We start from the raw sequence: 217 nt of genomic DNA, 5'->3' as shown, positions 1-217 counted from the left end.
TCCCTGAAACCGATATTCCCTCCGAAGCCGCAGCAGCGTCTCATAGATCAGGCGCATCGTGTAATCCGGGCTCTTCCAGACACCGGAACTTAAGAACAGCCCCTCGATATAATTCCTCCGGTAGAACTCGATCACCAGACGGCAGATCTCATCCGGAGTAAAGGACGTCCTCTCCACATCATTGGACACACGGTTGATACAGTACTTGCAGTCAAAA

General features: G+C 51.6%; 1 pseudogene. It reads right to left on the bottom strand.

Going from position 1 to position 217, the window contains the following annotated elements:
• A pseudogene (locus tag HJV72_RS19305) lies at positions 1 to 217 on the bottom strand (putative DNA modification/repair radical SAM protein); the annotation flags it as partial.

The organism is Extibacter sp. GGCC_0201, assembly GCF_017566055.1.
GTDB lineage: Bacteria > Bacillota > Clostridia > Lachnospirales > Lachnospiraceae > Extibacter.
Note: the sequence above shows the minus strand (reverse complement) of the source record. Positions and strands in the feature narration are given on the sequence as shown.